The 16,756-nt window shown below is 66.5% G+C and carries 20 protein-coding genes; 3 read left to right on the plus strand and 17 right to left on the minus strand.

The genetic code is table 11. The annotated features are described in order from the left end of the window. Nucleotides 1–57 precede the first annotated feature (57 nt). The 6 genes from ACODSL_RS03670 to ACODSL_RS03695 form a co-directional block, all read right to left on the minus strand. Nucleotides 58–1,644, minus strand: a complete 1,587-nt coding sequence (locus ACODSL_RS03670; protein WP_488899274.1) for a recombinase family protein — start codon at nucleotides 1,642–1,644, stop codon at nucleotides 58–60. Continuing rightward, entirely contained in the window at nucleotides 1,644–2,114 is a 471-nt protein-coding gene (locus ACODSL_RS03675; protein ID WP_488899275.1) for a DUF2924 domain-containing protein, read from the minus strand. The genes ACODSL_RS03670 and ACODSL_RS03675 overlap by 1 nt, the downstream gene beginning before the upstream one ends. Next, nucleotides 2,111–2,254: a hypothetical protein gene (locus ACODSL_RS03680; protein WP_488899276.1), complete on the minus strand. Its 144-nt coding sequence runs from the start codon at nucleotides 2,252–2,254 to the stop codon at nucleotides 2,111–2,113. The genes ACODSL_RS03675 and ACODSL_RS03680 overlap by 4 nt, the downstream gene beginning before the upstream one ends. Nucleotides 2,255–2,258: 4 nt before the next feature. Next, the gene (locus ACODSL_RS03685) at nucleotides 2,259–2,504 is read right to left on the minus strand and encodes a DUF3489 domain-containing protein (RefSeq protein ID WP_488899277.1); all 246 of its coding nucleotides are present in this window, start codon (nucleotides 2,502–2,504) and stop codon (nucleotides 2,259–2,261) included. A 112-nt stretch (nucleotides 2,505–2,616) separates the two neighbouring features. After that, the gene (locus tag ACODSL_RS03690) at nucleotides 2,617–2,808 is read right to left on the minus strand and encodes a hypothetical protein (RefSeq protein ID WP_488899278.1); all 192 of its coding nucleotides are present in this window, start codon (nucleotides 2,806–2,808) and stop codon (nucleotides 2,617–2,619) included. Nucleotides 2,809–2,895: 87 nt separating this feature from the next. Then, nucleotides 2,896–3,753, minus strand: a complete 858-nt coding sequence (locus tag ACODSL_RS03695) for a hypothetical protein (protein WP_488899279.1) — start codon at nucleotides 3,751–3,753, stop codon at nucleotides 2,896–2,898. Nucleotides 3,754–3,855: 102 nt separating this feature from the next. On the opposite strand from ACODSL_RS03695, the gene ACODSL_RS03700 reads away from it, so the two are divergent. Continuing rightward, entirely contained in the window at nucleotides 3,856–4,125 is a 270-nt protein-coding gene (locus tag ACODSL_RS03700) for a helix-turn-helix domain-containing protein (RefSeq protein WP_488899280.1), read from the plus strand. Here ACODSL_RS03700 and ACODSL_RS03705 read toward each other — a convergent pair. The 5 genes from ACODSL_RS03705 to ACODSL_RS03725 are packed head-to-tail and all read right to left on the minus strand — an operon-like array spanning nucleotide 4,116 to nucleotide 8,571. After that, the gene (locus ACODSL_RS03705; protein WP_488899281.1) at nucleotides 4,116–4,343 is read right to left on the minus strand and encodes a hypothetical protein; all 228 of its coding nucleotides are present in this window, start codon (nucleotides 4,341–4,343) and stop codon (nucleotides 4,116–4,118) included. The two genes, ACODSL_RS03700 and ACODSL_RS03705, sit on opposite strands and share 10 nt — an antisense overlap. 53 nt (nucleotides 4,344–4,396) lie before the next feature. After that, nucleotides 4,397–5,824: a phage terminase large subunit gene (gene terL / locus ACODSL_RS03710; protein WP_488899282.1), complete on the minus strand. Its 1,428-nt coding sequence runs from the start codon at nucleotides 5,822–5,824 to the stop codon at nucleotides 4,397–4,399. Further along, nucleotides 5,808–6,272 (minus strand): DUF5681 domain-containing protein, encoded by a 465-nt coding sequence (locus ACODSL_RS03715; RefSeq protein WP_488899283.1) that lies wholly within the window; start codon nucleotides 6,270–6,272, stop codon nucleotides 5,808–5,810. Before ACODSL_RS03715 ends, terL begins: the two co-directional genes overlap by 17 nt. Next, on the minus strand, nucleotides 6,272–7,693 hold the full coding sequence (locus tag ACODSL_RS03720; protein ID WP_488899284.1) for a site-specific DNA-methyltransferase: 1,422 nt from the start codon (nucleotides 7,691–7,693) through the stop codon (nucleotides 6,272–6,274). Before ACODSL_RS03720 ends, ACODSL_RS03715 begins: the two co-directional genes overlap by 1 nt. Next, nucleotides 7,693–8,571: a hypothetical protein gene (locus ACODSL_RS03725; protein WP_488899285.1), complete on the minus strand. Its 879-nt coding sequence runs from the start codon at nucleotides 8,569–8,571 to the stop codon at nucleotides 7,693–7,695. Before ACODSL_RS03725 ends, ACODSL_RS03720 begins: the two co-directional genes overlap by 1 nt. 457 nt (nucleotides 8,572–9,028) lie before the next feature. Here ACODSL_RS03725 and ACODSL_RS03730 point away from each other — a divergent pair, with 457 nt between their 5' ends. Further along, nucleotides 9,029–9,244, plus strand: a complete 216-nt coding sequence (locus ACODSL_RS03730) for a hypothetical protein (protein WP_488899286.1) — start codon at nucleotides 9,029–9,031, stop codon at nucleotides 9,242–9,244. A gap of 20 nt (nucleotides 9,245–9,264) precedes the next feature. Here the strand turns inward: ACODSL_RS03730 and ACODSL_RS03735 are convergent, their stop codons facing one another. After that, the gene (locus ACODSL_RS03735; RefSeq protein ID WP_488899287.1) at nucleotides 9,265–9,507 is read right to left on the minus strand and encodes an RHS repeat-associated core domain-containing protein; all 243 of its coding nucleotides are present in this window, start codon (nucleotides 9,505–9,507) and stop codon (nucleotides 9,265–9,267) included. Continuing rightward, complete coding sequence (locus ACODSL_RS03740; RefSeq protein WP_488899288.1) at nucleotides 9,504–9,758, minus strand: hypothetical protein; 255 nt, start codon at nucleotides 9,756–9,758, stop codon at nucleotides 9,504–9,506. Before ACODSL_RS03740 ends, ACODSL_RS03735 begins: the two co-directional genes overlap by 4 nt. Nucleotides 9,759–10,287: 529 nt before the next feature. On the opposite strand from ACODSL_RS03740, the gene ACODSL_RS03745 reads away from it, so the two are divergent. Beyond that, nucleotides 10,288–11,340, plus strand: a complete 1,053-nt coding sequence (locus ACODSL_RS03745; protein WP_488899289.1) for a dipeptidase — start codon at nucleotides 10,288–10,290, stop codon at nucleotides 11,338–11,340. Nucleotides 11,341–11,584: 244 nt separating this feature from the next. On the opposite strand, the gene ACODSL_RS03750 is transcribed toward ACODSL_RS03745, so the two are convergent. The 4 genes from ACODSL_RS03750 to deoC are packed head-to-tail and all read right to left on the minus strand — an operon-like array spanning nucleotide 11,585 to nucleotide 16,704. After that, nucleotides 11,585–11,989 (minus strand): cytidine deaminase, encoded by a 405-nt coding sequence (locus tag ACODSL_RS03750; protein ID WP_488899290.1) that lies wholly within the window; start codon nucleotides 11,987–11,989, stop codon nucleotides 11,585–11,587. Nucleotides 11,990–11,998: 9 nt separating this feature from the next. After that, nucleotides 11,999–13,351: a thymidine phosphorylase gene (gene deoA / locus ACODSL_RS03755; RefSeq protein ID WP_488899291.1), complete on the minus strand. Its 1,353-nt coding sequence runs from the start codon at nucleotides 13,349–13,351 to the stop codon at nucleotides 11,999–12,001. Then, nucleotides 13,352–15,727, minus strand: coding sequence for an aldehyde dehydrogenase family protein (locus ACODSL_RS03760; protein ID WP_488899292.1), 2,376 nt, complete (start codon nucleotides 15,725–15,727; stop codon nucleotides 13,352–13,354). Nucleotides 15,728–15,738: 11 nt separating this feature from the next. After that, the gene (deoC, locus tag ACODSL_RS03765) at nucleotides 15,739–16,704 is read right to left on the minus strand and encodes a deoxyribose-phosphate aldolase (RefSeq protein ID WP_488899728.1); all 966 of its coding nucleotides are present in this window, start codon (nucleotides 16,702–16,704) and stop codon (nucleotides 15,739–15,741) included. Nucleotides 16,705–16,756 lie beyond the last annotated feature (52 nt).

Raw genomic sequence — 16,756 nt, forward strand, 5'->3', positions numbered from 1 at the left:
TGACCTCATTCCACGGGACCGACACTCAGCCGCCTCTTCAGGCATGCCGGCGCGGCATCACACCAGCACCATCATCCGCCGCTGCTTGTCCCAGTCGGCCGGCACCTGGGCCTCGATCAAGTCGGTGAGCCCAAAATCCCGCAGCCGGGCGCCGCCGAGGATGGCCTGGGTCAGGTCCGGCGCCAGCCACGCCAGGCGCAGGACCTTCTCCACGTATGCCGGGTGCAGGTCCTCGGCCCGCGCGATGGCCGCCACGCTCGTCATCTCTCCTGAAGCCAGCTGATCAGCCCATCGCCGCGCCCGGGCGATCGCCTTCTGAAGCGTGACGTCTGGACCAAGGGGCCGCACCGACGCGCCGGCGCCATCAACAATCTGCTTGGCGCCGCCAAAGATCTTGAGGATCACCGGGATGCGGAGGGTGACCGGGGCGGCCTGGTCATCGCTATTGATGACGCCAACCTTCAGCTTGGCCGGATCCAAGGTCAGTTCCACGCCGCCATCGGAGACCACCATGCGGGTCAATGCCGCCAGGATATCGCCATCGACCCTGGCCGGATCGGCCCGGGCCTGAAGCTCGCGGTCAACCAGCGCCTCTGTCGGCTCGGCTGGAATGCGGGGCAAGGAGCCTGGCGCGCCCCGATCGCCACGGATGACCGCCGCGCTGACATAGTAGCGATGGACCCGGCCATCCTTTCGGGCGATGACCGGTGACATGGGATGGCCGTGGTCGTCGAAGATTTTGCCGGTCAGTGGGCTCCTGATGGCCGCCGCGCGCCGCGTCCCGCCCCGCTTGACCGAGGCCGCGGAGATCTGCCGCTGGACGGCCTCGAACGTCTCGTCATCGACGATGGCGTCATGCTGGCCGGGGTGGACCTTGCCCTTGTGGACGATGTCGCCGCGATAGATGCGGTTCTTGAGGAAGTAGTGCAGCGGTCCCTCTTGCCAGGGACCGCCGCCCAGGAGGCGTCCAGAGCCGGCGAGCCGCTGCTTGGTGGTGATGCCCCGCAGGCGCAGGTCCTCGGCCAGCCGGCGGACCGTGCCCAGTTCCAGGTAGCGCTGGAAGATGAACCGCACGATCCCAGCTTCTTCAGGATTGACCTTGAGGACGCGGCTTCCTGGGTCTGGCACGTCAAAGCCGAGCGCGACGTTGCCGCCCATCCAGAGGCCCTTGGCCTTGGAGGCGGCGATCTTGTCGCGGATCCGCTCGCCAGTGACCTCGCGCTCGAACTGGGCGAACGACAGCAGGACGTTCAGGGTTAGCCGTCCCATGGACGAGGTGGTGTTGAACGCCTGGGTCACCGACACGAATGACGCCCCACGCTGGTCGAAGATTTCGACGATGCGGACGAAGTCGGTCAGGGAGCGGGTCAGGCGGTCGATCTTGTAGACCACCACGACATCGATCAGTCCCCGCTCCACGTCGGATAGGAGCTGCTTGAGGCCGGGCCGGTCCATGCTGCCGCCGGAGTAGCCGCCATCGTCATAGAGGGTGGAAAGGGCGGTCCAGCCCTCCCCCACCTGACTGAGCACATAGGCCTCACAGGCCTCGCGCTGGGCATGGAGGCTGTTGAACCCCTGTTCGAGCCCCTCGGCCGAGGATTTGCGCGTGTAGATGGCGCATCGTAGGCGCTTGATCACGGACATCAGGCGACATCCTTCATCTTGTCACGCAGACCGAAGAACAGCGGACCGTTCCAGCGCGTGCCGGCGATGGCCCGGGCGACCTCGGAGAGGGACCTGTAGGTCTGACCCTGGTGCTCGAAGCCGTCCACCAGCACGCGAACTTCATGGCGTCGGCCCTTCCAGTCCCGGACCAGCGTGGTTCCGGGGCTGAGGCGAACCGGCGTGGGCGGCGCCTTGATCGCCGGCGCCGCCCGCGCCGCCTCCATCCTCTCAAGGCTGCGGCGCGCTCCAAGCGACAGCTGACCATGGACAATGACCTGCAGTCGGTAGGCCAGCATGCGGCGCATGATCTCCGGCGAGCGCATCAACGGCGGCGCTTCGCCCAGCCGCGCGCTCCAGAGACCGCGAAGCTGCTGAACATTGGCCCCGGAGATGGACTGAAGGTCCGACGCCAAGGTCTCCGATAGGCGGACGCGGTCAGTAGGGCTCATCGGACCTGCTCCTGGCTTGGGCATTCCCGCAGGATCCTGGCCAGCAACGCGGCGCCGGTGGTGATCGGCGGCGGTCCACCGAACCGCCGCCGCCACTCAAGCTCCAGAGCCGTAAGCCGGGGAGACTTGGACTTCGCCATCGGTCTAGGCCTCCACCCGATAGATGGTCTTGCCGTCGACCTTCTCGGTGGTGACCGTCAGGCCAAGCTTCTTCTTGATCTGGCCGGCGATGGCGCCACGGACCGAATGGACCTGCCAGCCGGTCGCCTCCGAGAGCGCGGTCACGTCTGCGCCCTCCGGCCGGCGCAGCATGCTCAGCACGATGTCGATCTTGGTGACCCGGACCTGCTTCTCGGCCTTCGCGGCGGCCTTCTTCTTGTTATCGCTCATGTTTTCGTCTCCTGGCGCCCCTGCGGCGCTGGTGGACGAACGCTTCCTTTGGCGGGGAAGTCGAGCGGAAGGAGCAGGCCTCTGGAAGAAAAAGGGCAGCCTTGTGAAGACGTTAGGCTTGGTCGCCATCCGTCACGGTCAGGCTGAGCGCCACGGCGCCAGCGTCCTCACAGAGACGCGCCACCTGTTCCATGTTCTCCGTCGCATCCGAACGGGTGGCGAGGGCCTGCGCTTGCTCCAACAGGCGCCATAGACGCGCCAGGTTGCGTTCGGCATCTGCGCTGAGGGAGCGGCCCGCGGTCATGGCCGGAGCACCGCTTCCTTCGCGGACGAAGTCCAGACAGAGCAGTGGCGTTACTGAGGTCGCGCCGGGCGCTGGTCTGGAGTTGGGCTATTCGATGACGCGGGCCGGCGCCGAGACGGTCGTAACCCTCGGGTAGGCTAGGCAGTTGTCGGTTCGCCATGGGGCGCCCTGGGCCATGAGTACGCCGCGCACCTCGTCCCTGGCATTGCACGGTATGATCGTCGTCATCTCAATGGCCTGATCCTCGGAGAGGCCGATCAGGAACTTGGCGATCGACTGGCGCATCATCTGATAGTCGGCCTGTTTGGCGCGGGCGAAGCCGCCCCTGGCGCCAACGCCTTCGGCCGCCAGATCCCCCGTCAGCGTGCCCCGTGCTCTCACATTGGCGTCCTGGCCCATGAAGTTGCCCGGCGCGATGAAGTTGCCGGGCCACAGGACGCCGAGCGGCGCGAGCGGGCCCACCAGCGTGGCGGCGACCGCGTCATCCTCGGTCGGCCCTCGATAGCGGGCGAGGAAGGCGGCATCGACGGTGCGCTCGAACACCACCCGTCCGGTGGCCCGCTCCACGATCCGATAGGTCGCCCGACTGCGGCTTTTCAGATCAACCCCGACAAAAGCGCCCCGCAGATCCTGGAACTCGATCTGCAGGCCATATCGGGCCGCCACTGGTGTTGGCGCCATCAGACCGGAGCTTGCCAGCGCCTCGCCCAGCATCGGGCGAAAGGCGTTCTGATTGGCCTCGGCGAAGAAGAATGAATGCTGGGACATGCCCGAGATGTAGTCGATGGTCACCGCGCCGGTCAGCGGATGGTCCGCTGGCGCGATGAAAGCCCGGGCGCCGGCGATGGGCGGGCGCTGCAGCGCCACCATGGTTTCGCGCGACGCGCAGCCCGCCAAGCACAGGGCGGCGAGCGGGCCGATCAGCCATGACGTCCTGGTTCTCACCCCTTCACCCCTTTTCGGCATGCGGGAGAACCTTAACCAAAGCTTCCATAATGCTACGTAAACGCTGTCGCCTTAAATGCGGCATCCCGCGAGCCTTCGTCCATGGCGGCGAAGGCGGACAACGCATTGCGAACGGTGCTGGCGGACAACCTCCGCCGGTTTCGCGCCAACCTGGGCCTCAGCCAGGAAGCGCTCGCCGATGAGGCCCAACTGCACCGCACGTTCGTCGGCGCCGTTGAGCGCCGGGAGCGGAACATCTCGCTCGACAACATCGAGAAGCTGGCGACGGCGCTGAAGATCGCGCCCTACGAGCTGCTGCGTCCCAAGGACGATCCGCTGCTGGTGACGGAGCCGCCGCGGTTTCAGCGCTGAGCGGCGAACCAGCCCAGGGCAGCCGCCAAGATAGCCTGAACCTGACCGTTCACGGCGCCGCGGTATCGCCGCGCCGCCGCCACCCGTTCGAGGTCGGCCAGTTCGGCCCGCGCCATCGCCCAGTTGCGTTGGCCGATGTCGCGAACGATCGCGTCGCACCGCGCGATGCTGGCGGCGAGTTCGGCGCTGGGGGCCTGGAATGTTGCTGACCGCGTCATGGCCCCAGCAATGCTTCCTTCCGGCCCCAAGTCCAGCGGCGCGCGATAGTTCCTCAGACCCAGGACTGCCGAACGGACTGATCCGGCCGCGTTATGATCCAGGTGAGGAACTGACTGGTGGCGTCGACCTGATCGTCATGCTTGGCGCGTGGAAAGGCCGTCAGTTCCTTGACGTACTCGGCCAGCCAGTGGGCTTGGTCAGGCAGGTAGACGTCCCCGCGCTGGAAGATCGGGGTCAGGGACCAGAGCCGCGAGACCTTGCTGTGAATGGGCGCCACCAGCTCCGGCTCGGTCCCCGTGGCCGCTTCGACGCCATTGGCGATCAGTTCGATGCCGTTGATCTTCTCCAGCAGGATGGTCCGCTCGGAGACAGCGTACTTGGCCCAGAGATCGGTGATGGCCTTGATCAAGTCGCCGCCATTGAACCGGCCACGCACGACATCGACGAGGTAGTAGTGTCCATCCTGGACGAGCCAGGCCGTCCCCACCGACCAGTCGTTGCTGTCGCCGGTGCCAAACGCGGTGTCCCAGCTGAAAACGACATGCGCCTTGCCCTTCGCCCCGATTGGCGTGGTGTAGCGTTGCAGCCATTCCAGCTTGATGATGTTGCCACCCGGCATGACCGGCGACTGCTGATACTGGGACTGGAAGAAGTCCTCGCCCATGTTGGCGCGCAGGGCCAGCAGCGTGTCCAGGGACTCGAAGGCCGCGTTCAATGGCTGCCCGATTTCCCGAGTGTAGGTCAGGCCATCGCCGATATCGATGATCTGACGCTCCGTCGCGATGGCCGGAAGGTTCAGATGGGTCCAACCGCCCGCTTCCAGGAGCCGGCCCGACAGGTCGTCCACGTGCAGCCGCTGCATGATGACGATGATGACGTCGGTTTCCTTGCGGTCGAGCCGCGAGAGGGCGGTGCTCTCGAACCACTCGTTGACCCGGGTCCTGACGACGTCCGACCTTGCGTCCTCCGGCTTGATCGGATCGTCGATGATGATGAAGTTACCGCCAAACCCGGTGATCGGCCCAAACACCGTCGTTCCAAACCGCCGGCCCCGGTACTTGGTCATCGTGAAGTCAGTGTCGGCGCTGGCGCGCGGATTGATGCGAGCGCCGGGGAAGAAGCGTTTGTAGTCGGCCGCCTCCATGATCGCCTTTGACCCACGGGCGAAGTCCCGGGTCAGGGCTTCGGAGTAGGTGATGTTGATGATCTTTCGCGAGGGATCCTGGCCCAGCAGCCAGGTGGGAAAGACCACCGACGCGAACTCGGATTTGAGATTGCGTGGCGGGATGTTGATGATCAGACGCTTGGTCTCACCCGTGGCGCACTTGGTAAGCGCCGCGGCGAGGGCATGGAGATGCCAGCCGCCAACCAGCTTCAGGCCCGGATGCAGCTGGCCAAACGCCCAGTAGAAGTAGTTGATCAGCCGCGACGGGATGACGGCGTCATATTCGGCGCGCGTGAATCTAGGCCGGATCACCATCGGCTTTGTCCTTCCTGGCCTGTTCGCGGGCCCTGATCGCCTTGTTGACGACCTGCTCCATCAGGTCGGCTTCCTCGACGCTGAGTTCGTCGCTCGCCTCCTCGGCGAACTGCTCGGGCAGGGCATGCTTGATGAGCCGGACGAGAAGGTCGGCGTCCTGGGCCTTGCCGGTCAGGGCCATCATCAGCAGACGGTTCAGCACCGCTTCCTTGGCGCTGACCTGGCGCTGGACGCCCTTGACGCTGATGGTCACGGGGTTCTCCAGCATCTCGTCCAACAGGGTGCGCATGGACCGTGCGCCCCGGGGGCGACCGCTTGGGTTGCCGGACTCGCCAGGTGGGAACTGACGCTCTCGCGGCGGCTTGGCGAACCCCTTGCTGTACTCGGCCGCGGCCACGGCGGCCTTCTGCTCAACGGTCAGCGGACGGGGCGGTCTGATCCTGGCCATCAGGCGATATCCCAATCGGCCGCATCGTCGGCCCCGCTTGGGGACAGCGCACCCGGCCCCTCGCCACCGCGTCGCGCCTGAACCTGAGAGAAGGTCTCGCCGGTCTGGGCCAACACAGGCTCCTCGCCGGTCAGCGCGATGAACCGCTTCACGGTGACATCGACGTACTGGGGGTCGATCTCGATCAGCCTCGCCACCCGGTTGGTTCGCTCCGCCGCGATCAGCGTCGTTCCCGATCCGCCGAACGGATCCAGGACGACGTCGTCCTGCCGCGTGACGTCCAGGATGGCGTCCATGATCATCGCCACCGGCTTGACAGTCGGATGCCATGACAGCGCTTCGTCCCGGCCCGCGCCAAAGCTGGCGTAGCCTGGGTATTCCCAGACATTAGTCCGGTAGCGGCCGGTGCCGCCCAGTCCGAAGTTGTTGATGTGGGCTGCGTCACCGACCTTCCAGATGGTCACCAGCTCATGGCGGCTTCTGTAAAACCCACCCATGCCGCCGGCTGGCTTCACCCAGACGACGAGCTGCTTCATGTCCCCAAAGACGGCCTTGCCGGCCGCGATCTGCTCGCCCACGTGGCGTCCGTCGATGAAATAGTAGTGCAGCGCGCCGTCCGCGCTGGCGTCAGCGCAGTTCTTGAAGATGACGGTTTGGAAGGCGACGAACTGGGCCTGCGACATCTCCCCCGACGCCATGGCGAACTCTTCGTGGACGACCTTGCCCAACCCCGAGACGTTGCCGCGAATCTTGACGTTGTAAGGCACGTCGCCGAACACCATCTGGGCCAGCAACCCGGCCATCAGGCCCCGATAGTTCGTTGGGTCACGGCTATCGCCGCAGGCGATGACATGGCGACCGCAAAGCCATCGATCGCCCAAACGGCTGGTGACGAACCCTTCGTCAACATCCGGGATGTCGTCCTGCTCGGCTTCCTCAACCGCCTCCAGCGTCAGTGTGTCGATGAACACCTGATCGAAACCGGTCAGGTCGAAGGAGAACTCGATCTCCGGATCGGCCTGCAGGGCGATGAAGTCGGCCTGAACGACATCGAGGTCCCAGGTGGCATGCTCGGCGATCCGGTTGAGCGCCATCTTCAGGGCGCGAACTTCGGTCGGTGTAAAGCCCTCCAGTTTGATGACCGGCAGGGTCTCGATGCCGAGGCGCTTGGCCGCCTCAAGAATGGCGTCGCCATCGACGACGACCAGGTCGCCCGTCACTAGCAACGGCCTGACGACGTCGAAGGCCGACAGGGAGCCCATCAAGGCGGCGAGTTGCTTGTCCCCATGCTTTCGCTGTGGTCTGGGGTCTGGCTTGATGTCGCCGACAGGGACGTAGGCGATCTCCAGCAATTGATTGGCGAGGCGCCGACGGACGGCGCGGGGCAACCCGTCGGCGGGCGGGGGAAGGTGGACCGCCATTAGAGGAGCTCCTTGAGTTCAGAGCGGGTGGCTTGAACGGTGCGGGGGCGATAGATGCCGTTCTCGGCCCAGAAATGCAGTGTCAGCCAGAGCAGGTCGCTCCGCGTGGCCATCGCCGATAATGGCGGCGGCTCTCGGCCTTCGAGCCAGGCCAGGATCTGTGGGTACCGGGAGAGGTCGTCGGCGGAGAGGTTCGCTAGATCGGGCCGCCAGCCCTGGCGGACATAGCGGATGAACTCCCAAGCCTGCCATTGGGTCTCATCCAGAAGCAAATGCGGCATGGCCCAAGCACAGACGCGGACCCACCAGGTCGGTGGTCGCCAATCGGGGTTGGCCTCGATGCCCATCCTGCGGAAGAGGGAGGCTGTCCTGGCGCGCGCCCTGATCGCCCACAGGGGCTGCATTGGCCCTGGGGATGCGGGATGGTCTCGCCCCAGTTCCCGACAAGCCCGGTCCCCAAGCCCGCGAAGATAGAGAACATCGGGGATTTCATAGAGATTGTCGCGAATGAAGGCGTCGCCACGGCCATGTCGGCCGGCGTAGCGCGTGATCGCGCCGATGTAGTCGAAGAGGGCATCGTCGCCGAGGCTCTGGACGTGGATGACCTCAACGTCGCGGTAGGGAATGGCTGTTTCCCTGGAGACGTCGGCCCCCGCGATGATCTTGCCGTCGCAGCGGCAGAGCTTCTGTTCGACGAACCGAGAGCCATCCAGCGTCCGCCAAGTACGAGCGGCCGGGTTGGTCCCACGCAGGGCTGTTTGTTCTCGGAGGTAGACCGCGAACCCGTCATCGATAGGAAGGCGACGAGAGCCAGTTGGTCTGGTGAATTGAACCGGACCAAACTTGACCTTTACGGGGAAGCGGCGATTGGCCGTCAACCCACGTCCGTGTCTTCCGCGTTGCAACTCCAACATCCTTAGACCCCACAGCTTGAACCAATCGGCCACGACGAGATGTCGCGCCTTTCGGCAGTCAAAATTTTCTGTGAGAGGGATCGACGATCCCTGGACGTGAAGCTGGAACGGCGTCCCAGTGGTCATACTATATCCGCGCCGACTCGCGATTTTCAAGGCCGCCGCTGAACTTTCATTTGCGAGGTGGCGACCCGCGAGATGCTTCGCGGCGTCGCGCCTTACCCGGTCCCCGGCCTATGGCTGGCGCAGGAGCGGGAGCCTACGTCGAGATCGATGGCTGCTGGTACTTGGTTCCCCACCGGCTGAACCTCGATGTGCGCATCGCCGACCGTGACGGTAGAGGCTTATCGCAAGGGCGAGCGCGTTGCCAGCCATCGCACATTCCACCCATGAACAGCTGATCGCCCTGGGCCTGCCTGACATGGCCAAGGCCGTCGAAAAGCATCGCGCCGCGCCGGACCTTACCACCCTCATTCTGAGAGCGACGAACGATCACGCGGCGTTCGCAAACTTGCCCCCTCATCGCCGCCGACGGCGGAGGTGGTCCTCGGCCAGGTCAAACACCGCCCGCGTGGTGAAGGCGCGCACGGGCAGCGAATACCATGAGGAGGTGAACAAGCTGGAGATCTTGACCTGAACCAACCCGGTGCGCAGAGCTTATCTCCGCGATGACGCAGCGTCGTGGGCGCGCTTCGCGAGTGGCTGCATGAACCGCCCTGTCGCGGGGTCGTACATCCGCGCCTTGTAGTGGTAGAGCTTGGCCTCCGGGATGGCGATCTGGCCGGTGTAGCGGAACCTGGAGGCGCCGGACGCCCAGCTGTCGTTCGGCTCGCCCCAAGGGCCGTATTTGTAGATGCGCGGGGCGTCGACATAGCCATTGACGCTCGACCAGGCGATCACGCTGCCCTGGCGGTCCTGGTGCAGGAACTGCGGCCAGCTGGTCGCGCGCCCTCATACCAGACCAGCGGCCCGTCGACGCCCGGACCATGCACATAGCGCCGCAGAAGGGTCCCAGTGGCGTTGTATTCCGCCGACAGCCGGTCGCTGTCGTAGAGGAAGGTCGTCGAGGTCGGGACCGTGGTGGTCTTCAGCCGCCCCATCGGGTCGTAGGTGAAGGTCACCGTCGTGGCGCCATTGACTGCGGTCAGCATGCGGTTCTCCACGTCCCCCGGATCCGGCCGAAGGGCCGGCCCGAGGACAGGCCACGGTGAAGGTCCGCGTCCCATCGGCGGTCAGGTTGCCCCGCGCATCATAGCCGCCGGCGGTGACGATGGCTGAGTCGCGGTTGAGCCCATCATAGGCGTTGGCCATGGTCGCCGGCGTCGGGGTCGGCCGCTTGTAGAGGGCGTTGGAGCCGGTGCGGGTCAGCAGCTGACTGGCCGGGCTCCAGCTGAACCCGAATGCCTGGTCGCAGGAGGTCCCCACGCCTTCCCCCTCCAAGGCCGTGGGCCGGTCGGCGCGAGGTCAAAAGAGTGTATGGGCGGACCCTACCGGTTATCGCAACACGATTAGGTTTGCGGTGTCGGAGTATCTGCGATGAGTCTATGTCAGACGGGGATCGCCCCAAAGCGAGGCGCGGATATGAGACGCAGATATTTCCTGATCGGCGGCGTTGCGGCGCTGGCGACCGCGGGCGCCGTGTTCGCGGGCATGCGCGTTTTGCGCCCGGACGTAGCGCCTTTGGGTTTCGAACCCGACGAGCGCTTCGTCGAGCGGGCCCGCGCGCTCTTGCGCCAAAATCCGGCCATCGATGTCCACGCCCATCCGGGCCGTACGTTCATTCGCGGGGCGACCGGCTTGAGCCCGGCGCTCATGGCGTTCTCCATCCGTGGAACCTCTGAGGACGCGGCCTTCAAGGATATGCGCGAAGGGCTGGTCTGTGGCGGCAGCTTCTCGCTGGTCGCGGATTTCCAAACGCTCGATCTTCAAGGGGAAGGGCTCGCTTCGACGCGTGAATTCGCCCCCGGGGAAGCTCGCGCGAGTTACGAACGACAACTCGCGAACCTCCGCGCCACGGTGGCCGAACACGGGGCCATGATCGTCGCCGAGCCGTCGGACTTCGCGCGGATCAAAGGCGGGCGCGGCGTGGCCGTGCTCATCACGGTTGAGGGCGCGGACTTCCTCGGCGGCGATATCGCCAACGTCACCCGCGCGTTCGCGGACGGCGTTCGCTCGATAACACTGGTCCACTATCGCCCCAACGAGGTGGGCGACATTCAAACCGCGCCAACGGTGCGTCGGGGGCTGACGCCATTCGGCGCCGAAGTCATCCGCGAGATGGATCGCCTTGGCATGGTGGTGGATCTCGCACACGCCGCCGAGCCGGTCGTCTCCATGGCGCTGAAAGTCGGCGAGCGCCCGATGATGTGCTCGCACACGCACCTACAAGGTCACGGCGCGACGAACCCCCGCTTTCTGAGCGAGGGACTGGCGCGCGCGATCACCGAGCGGGACGGCGTGATTGGCGCCTGGCCCGCCGGAATCGGCGCGACCACCATGAACGACTACGTGGATCGCATATTCGACCTCAGCGAGGCGCTTGGGCCCGACCATGTCGCGATGGGCACCGACATGGACGCCAACTACAAGCCCGTGTTCACCAGCTATCGGCAGATGCCGCTCCTGGTGTCGGAATTGCTGCGTCGCGGCTATGGCGAGGACAACGTCGTGAAGTTCGTCGGCGGGAATTTCCTGCGGGTGTTCGAGGCGGTTCGAGAGGGGAGGCGCGTGTGAACAGCCGCCTTTTCCGGCGCTGTGTTGTTGCGATGTTGAGAGCCGCGCGCGCCGCTCGACCAGGCGATCACGCTTCCCTGTCGGTCCTGGTGCAGCCAGCGGCGGTCGGCGGTTCCGGCGCTCTCGTACCAGGCCAGCGGTTCATCGCGCCGGGGCCATGCGCACAGCGCTGCGGCGCCGGGCCGACGGCGGCGTATTCGGCCACGAGCCGGTCGCTATCGTGGAGGAACGTCATCGTCGGCGGTCAGGTTGCCGCGCGGGCGCCGTGAAACGCATCCGGAAGTAGGTCACTCGCGCTGCTGACGCAGGAACTCCCGACCAAATTGGCCCGTATCACCAGCATGTCGGCGCCGCCCAGCTCCAGCATCACCTGGCGACAGGCGCCGCAGGGTGAAATCGGTCCCTCGGACGGACCCGCCACCGCCAGCGCGCTGAAGTCGCCAGGCGCGTAGCCCACGGCGATGGCGCTGAACAGCGCGGTGCGTTCGGCGCAATTGCACAGGCCGTAGGACGAATTCTCGATATTGCAGCCGTGGAACACTCGGCCGTCGCTGCAGAGCACAGCGGCGCCGACCTGGAAATGCGAATAGGGCGTGTAGGCGGCGCGGCGCGCGATGAGGGCTTCCTGGATCAACTTCGCATGGTCCATCGGTCGTCTCTATACCCGCGGAAGATCGGCTGGTGGGGGCACACAGCCATGGATCAGCGCGCGCGGGGCCGGCGCGTCATCTCCGATCACGAAGGCGGCCTGAACCGCTTCGCTGGCCCGCTGGGCGGCATCCGCGTCGCGCGCATGCACGAGCGCCAACGCCTGTCCGGCCATGACGGAGTCACCGATCCGCGCGAACCCGCTCAGTCCCACCGAGCCGTCGATGCGCGCGGCCGGATCGCGGCGACCGCCGCCGAGACCAACCACCGCCAGACCCAGGGCGCGGCAGTCGCAGGCCTGCACAAATCCGGAGCACTGCGCGGGGGCCGCCAGCACCGTGTCGACACAGGCCAGATGACGCCCGGGCTGTTCCACCAAATCAACGGGCCCGCCCAACGCCGCGACCATGCAGGCGAAGCGTTCGGCGGCGCGCCCCGACTCCAGCCCGTCCAGCAGCTTGCCGCGCGCCTGGGCGGCGTCTCTGGCCAAGCCGCCGAGCAACAGCATCTGCTCACCCAAGGCCAGGGTTACGTCGTGCAGCCGCGGCGGACGTGAAGCGCCGGTGAGATAGTCGATGGCGCAGCGGATCTCGATGGCGTTGCCGGCGCAGGGCGCCAGCGGCTCGTTCATATCGGTCAGCAGGGCGGCGGTCTTCATGCCGGCGCCGTTGCCGACGGCGACGATGCTCTGGGCCAGCGCCATCGATTGGTCCCAGGTAGGCATGACCGCGCCGGAGCCGGTCTTGACGTCCATGACCAGCATATCGAGCCCGGCCGCGAGCTTCTTCGACAGGATCGAGCCGGTGATCAGGGCGATCGACTCGACCGTGGCGGTGACATCGCGAACGCCGTACAGGCGTTTGTCGGCCGGGGCCAGTTGCGCGGTCTGGCCGATGATGGCCACGCCGACGTCGCGCACGACGCGGCGCAACAAGGCCAGGTCGGGCGCGACCTGATACCCGGGGATCGTTTCGAGCTTGTCCACGGTGCCGCCCGTGTGGCCGAGGCCGCGTCCGGAAATCATCGGCACGAAGCCCCCGCAGGCCGCCACCATGGGTCCCACGAGCAGCGAGACCAGATCGCCGACGCCCCCGGTGGAATGCTTGTCGAGCACCGGACCGGGCAGGTCCAGCGCGCGCCAGTCCAGCACCTGGCCGGAGTCACACATCGCCCGCGTGAGGGCGACGCGTTCGTCGAGGCCCATGTCGTTGAAGTAGACGGCCATCGCCAGTGCCGCGATCTGGCCGTCGCCAATGGCGCCGTCGGCGATGCCCCGCACGAAAAAGTCTATTTCCGCACGGCTCAGCGCCGCGCCGTCGCGTTTCCTGCGGATGATTTCCTGTGGTAGCGGCAACTGCCCCATTCAGACCCCGTAGGGAATCCATATGTTCTTGACTTGGCTGGCGTGAGCCAGGAAGGCGCGTCCCGCCGACTGTTCCTCATCGAACCAGTCCCGACCTCGCCCGCCGCTCACCCAGGTGCGTTTCAGGGTGTCCGCCGATAACCGTTCGACCTCGGCGCAGCCCGCGGCGGAGCCGTCGTGGCGCCACACCGCATCGATATCGGCGTGCCCGGCCAACACCCGCGCCAGGTCATCGGCGTCTCCGGTGACGATGTTGAACGCGCCACCGGGAAGGTCGGACGTATCGAGCACCTGATAGAAGTCGGTGGCCGACAGGGGGTGGACGCACGACGGCACGGCGATCACCCGATTGCCGAGCGCCAGGGCGGGCGCCGCCAACGAGATCAGGCCGAGCAGCGGCGATTCATTGGGGCAGACCATGCCGATCACGCCGATCGGTTCGTTGAGGGCGGCGGTGATGCCGTGCATCGGCGGTTGATGCACCGCGCCGTCGTATTTGTCGGCCCAGGCGGCGTAGGTAAACAATCGCTCGATGCTGACGTCGACCTCGCGCTCGGCGTCGGCCGAACCGGTCATCGCGGCGATCCGAGCGGCGAACTCGGCGCGCCGGGCAGCCAGGTTCTCCGCGATGAAGTACAGCACCTGAGCGCGGTTGTGGCCGCTGGCGCCAGCCCAGCCGGACTGCTTGTGCGCAGCTTCCACGGCGTCGCGAATGTCCTTGCGGTTTCCGTCCGCCACTTCGCCCAGCAGGCGGCCATCGACGCCATGGACGGGCCGGCTGTAGCCGCCGTCCGGGCGCGTCTGCCTGCCGCCGATGTAGTGTTTGGCGGTGCGATCGATACCGGCGGCGGGGGGGGCATCCGGGACACGGGGGGCGGCGGCGACCGCCACGGGCGCGGGCGGGCGGGCGTCTTCGGCGCGGGGCGTCAGGTATTCGAGCAGGCCTTCCCGGCCCCCCTCGCGCCCGAAACCGGATTCGCGATAGCCGCCGAAACCGCAGGAGGCGTCAAACTGGTTAGCGGTGTTGATCCACACCACCCCGGCCTTGATCTGGGGCGCGATGTCCAGCGCCAGGCTGATGGACTCGGTCCACACACAGGAGGCTAGGCCATAGACGGTGTTGTTGGCCAGTTGCACCGCCTCCACGGGCGTGCGGAAACTCATCGCCACCAGGACCGGCCCGAAGATCTCGGTCCGCGCCACGGTGGCCGAGGTCGATGCGTCGGTGATCAGGGTGGGGGGATAGAAGCAGCCCTGTTCAGGCAGCGCGCCCGACGGCTGCCACACCGTGCAGCCTTCGTCACGAGCGGTTTGCACCAGGCTGGCGATACGCTGCCGCTGAATCGGATCGACCAAAGCGCCAATGTCGGTGGATTTGTCCAGCGGTGAGCCCACGATCAGCTTGGCCATGCGCGCGCGCACCTTGGCCAGGAATCGCGCCTCCACCGACTCCTGCACCAGTAGCCGTGAACCGGCGCAACAGACCTGCCCCTGGTTGAACCAGATGCTGTCGACCAGCCCTTCGACGGCGGCGTCCAGGTCGGCGTCCTCGAACACGATGAACGGCGACTTGCCGCCCAGCTCCAGCGACAGCTTCTTGCCGCTGCCGGCGGTGACGCGGCGGATCAGCCGGCCGACCTCGGTGGAGCCGGTGAAAGCCAGCTTGTCGATGTCGGGATGGGCGACGATAGCCTCGCCGACCTCGCCGTCGCCCGTGACGATGTTGACCACGCCGGCCGGCAGTTCCGCCTGCTGGCACAGTTCGGCGAACAGCAGCGCGCTCAGCGAGGTGAATTCAGCCGGCTTGAACACCACCGTGTTGCCGCAGGCCAGCGCCGGCGCGATCTTCCACGACAGCATCAGCAGCGGAAAATTCCACGGCACGATCTGCCCGACCACGCCCACGGCGCGATGTTCGGCAAACTCCCAGGGCAGCAGCTGCGCCCAGCCGGCGTGATGATAGAAATGCCGCACGGCGAGCGGGATATCGATGTCGCGGGTCTCGCGGATCGGCTTTCCGTTGTCCAGTGTCTCCAGCACGGCGAACAGCCGGGCGTGCTTTTGGATCAGCCGCGCCAGCGCATACAGCAACCGGGCCCGACCATGCCCGCCGAGCGCCGCCCAGCCCGGCTGAGCGCGTCGCGCCGCGGCAACCGCACGGTCGATGTCGGCCGCGCTCGCCTGTGTCAGTTCGGCGAGAAGCTCATCGCCGGCCGGATTGCGCGAGGCGAACAGGGCGGCTGGCTCGCTCCATTGATTGTCGATGAGCAGGCCGAAACGACGCTCATGGCGATCAAGCCAGGCCCGCGCCTCGCTGGCGTCTTCCGGCGACGGTCCGTAGTCCATGGCGGCGAGAATCTCGTTGATGGAGGTCACGGTGATCTTCCTCACGGCATGGCGTGGCGGTGGGCCGCCGAGTAGTGGCCGGTGACGAAGTGCTCGAGCTGGCGTTCGATGTCGGTCAGAAGGCTGGAGGCGCCGATCCGGAACAGCCGGGGCCGCATCCATTCGACGCCCAGCTCCTCCTTCATCAGGATCAGATACTGCAACGCCGCCTTGGCCGTGCCGACCCCGCCGGCCGGCTTGAAGCCAACCTGGAAGCCGGTTCGCTCGCCATATTCGCGGATCGCCCGCAGCATGGTCAGCGCCACCGGAAGGGTCGCGTTGACGGCTTCCTTGCCGGTCGAGGTCTTGATGAAATCGGCCCCCGCCATCATGCAGACCCATGAGGCCCTGGCGACGTTCTCCAGCGTCAGCAGATCGCCGGTGGCAAGGATCGCCTTCACGTGCGCCTCGCCGCAGGCCCGCCGGTAGGCGCGCATCTCGTCGTACAGCGTCTGCCAGTCCCCGGTGAGCACATGCTGGCGGGTGATCACGATGTCGATTTCGCGCGCGCCGGCGGCGACCGAGAGTTCCACCTCGCGCAGCTTGGTTTCAAAGCTCGACAGGCCGGCCGGGAAGCCCGTGGACACCGCGGCGACGGGCGGGCCGCCGTCGCCCAGCGTGCGCAGGGCCGGCGCGATCATCTCGTGATAGACGCACACGGCCCCGACCTGCACGCCGTCGACGCCCAGGGCCTCGGCGATATCGGCGCGCAACGGCCGAAGCGCCTTGCGGCACAGCCGGTCGACTCGACCGGGCGTGTCGTCGCCGCTGAGCGTCGTCAGGTCCATGCACTGGATCGCCTGGACCAGCCAGGCCGCCTGGTGTGCCTTCTTCACCGACCGCCGCGCCATCAGGCTGGCCGCGCGGCGATCGGCGGCGTTACGGTTGACGCGCAGGCCGCCGAGCCAGTCAAGATCAAGGGCGCAGCCGTCGTTGCGCCGCGGATTTGGCGGCCGGGAGCTCGTCATCACGCGCGGTGGTCCATGGTGAAGGGAACCGTGATCCCAAAATTCTCGTCCA

The sequence above is a fragment of the Caulobacter sp. FG121 genome (assembly GCF_057809815.1).

Coding starts and splice junctions, on each gene's coding strand:
- ACODSL_RS03670 (WP_488899274.1), bottom strand. CDS start 1,644: ATGTCCGTGATCAAGCGCCTACGATGCGCCATCTACACGCGCAAATCC.
- ACODSL_RS03675 (WP_488899275.1), bottom strand. CDS start 2,114: ATGAGCCCTACTGACCGCGTCCGCCTATCGGAGACCTTGGCGTCGGAC.
- ACODSL_RS03680 (WP_488899276.1), bottom strand. CDS start 2,254: ATGGCGAAGTCCAAGTCTCCCCGGCTTACGGCTCTGGAGCTTGAGTGG.
- ACODSL_RS03685 (WP_488899277.1), bottom strand. CDS start 2,504: ATGAGCGATAACAAGAAGAAGGCCGCCGCGAAGGCCGAGAAGCAGGTC.
- ACODSL_RS03690 (WP_488899278.1), bottom strand. CDS start 2,808: ATGACCGCGGGCCGCTCCCTCAGCGCAGATGCCGAACGCAACCTGGCG.
- ACODSL_RS03700 (WP_488899280.1), top strand. CDS start 3,856: ATGGCGGCGAAGGCGGACAACGCATTGCGAACGGTGCTGGCGGACAAC.
- ACODSL_RS03705 (WP_488899281.1), bottom strand. CDS start 4,343: ATGACGCGGTCAGCAACATTCCAGGCCCCCAGCGCCGAACTCGCCGCC.
- terL (WP_488899282.1), bottom strand. CDS start 5,824: ATGGTGATCCGGCCTAGATTCACGCGCGCCGAATATGACGCCGTCATC.
- ACODSL_RS03715 (WP_488899283.1), bottom strand. CDS start 6,272: ATGGCCAGGATCAGACCGCCCCGTCCGCTGACCGTTGAGCAGAAGGCC.
- ACODSL_RS03720 (WP_488899284.1), bottom strand. CDS start 7,693: ATGGCGGTCCACCTTCCCCCGCCCGCCGACGGGTTGCCCCGCGCCGTC.
- ACODSL_RS03730 (WP_488899286.1), top strand. CDS start 9,029: ATGGCCAAGGCCGTCGAAAAGCATCGCGCCGCGCCGGACCTTACCACC.
- ACODSL_RS03740 (WP_488899288.1), bottom strand. CDS start 9,758: ATGCTGACCGCAGTCAATGGCGCCACGACGGTGACCTTCACCTACGAC.
- ACODSL_RS03750 (WP_488899290.1), bottom strand. CDS start 11,989: ATGGACCATGCGAAGTTGATCCAGGAAGCCCTCATCGCGCGCCGCGCC.
- deoA (WP_488899291.1), bottom strand. CDS start 13,351: ATGGGGCAGTTGCCGCTACCACAGGAAATCATCCGCAGGAAACGCGAC.
- deoC (WP_488899728.1), bottom strand. CDS start 16,704: ATGACGAGCTCCCGGCCGCCAAATCCGCGGCGCAACGACGGCTGCGCC.